General features: G+C 50.5%; 1 protein-coding gene. It reads left to right on the forward strand.

What is annotated here, in order from left to right:
- Nucleotides 1-505: IS5 family transposase (locus ACTHUM_RS18850; RefSeq protein WP_440403806.1), on the forward strand; the 505-nt coding region annotated here is incomplete at both ends.

Genomic DNA, 505 nt, shown 5'->3' on the forward strand with positions numbered 1-505 from the left:
GCGCCAGGCCATAGAAGTTGATGAGAAGGGACAAGTCAGCGGCCAAACCACACCGAGTAAAGACAGCGATGCCCGTTGGATAAAGAAAAACGGCCTCTACAAACTCGGTTACAAACAACATACCCGTACCGATGCGGAAGGCTATATCGAGAAACTGCACATTACCCCTGCCAATGCCCATGAGTGCAAACACCTGTCGCCTTTGTTGGAAGGGTTACCCAAAGGTACGACCGTCTATGCCGACAAAGGCTATGACAGTGAGGAAAACCGGCAATATCTGGAAGAGTGTCGGCTGCAGGACGGCATTATGCGCAAAGCTCACCGCAAACATCCGCTGACGGAAACGCAAACCAAACGTAACCGGTATTTGTCGAAGACCCGTTATGTGATCGAACAAAGCTTCGGTACGCTGCACCGTAAATTCCGCTATGCCCGGGCAGCCTATTTTGGACTGATTAAAGTGAGTGCACAAAGCCATCTGAAGGCGATGTGTTTGAACCTATTG

This window comes from Neisseria sp. P0021.S006 (assembly GCF_051956895.1).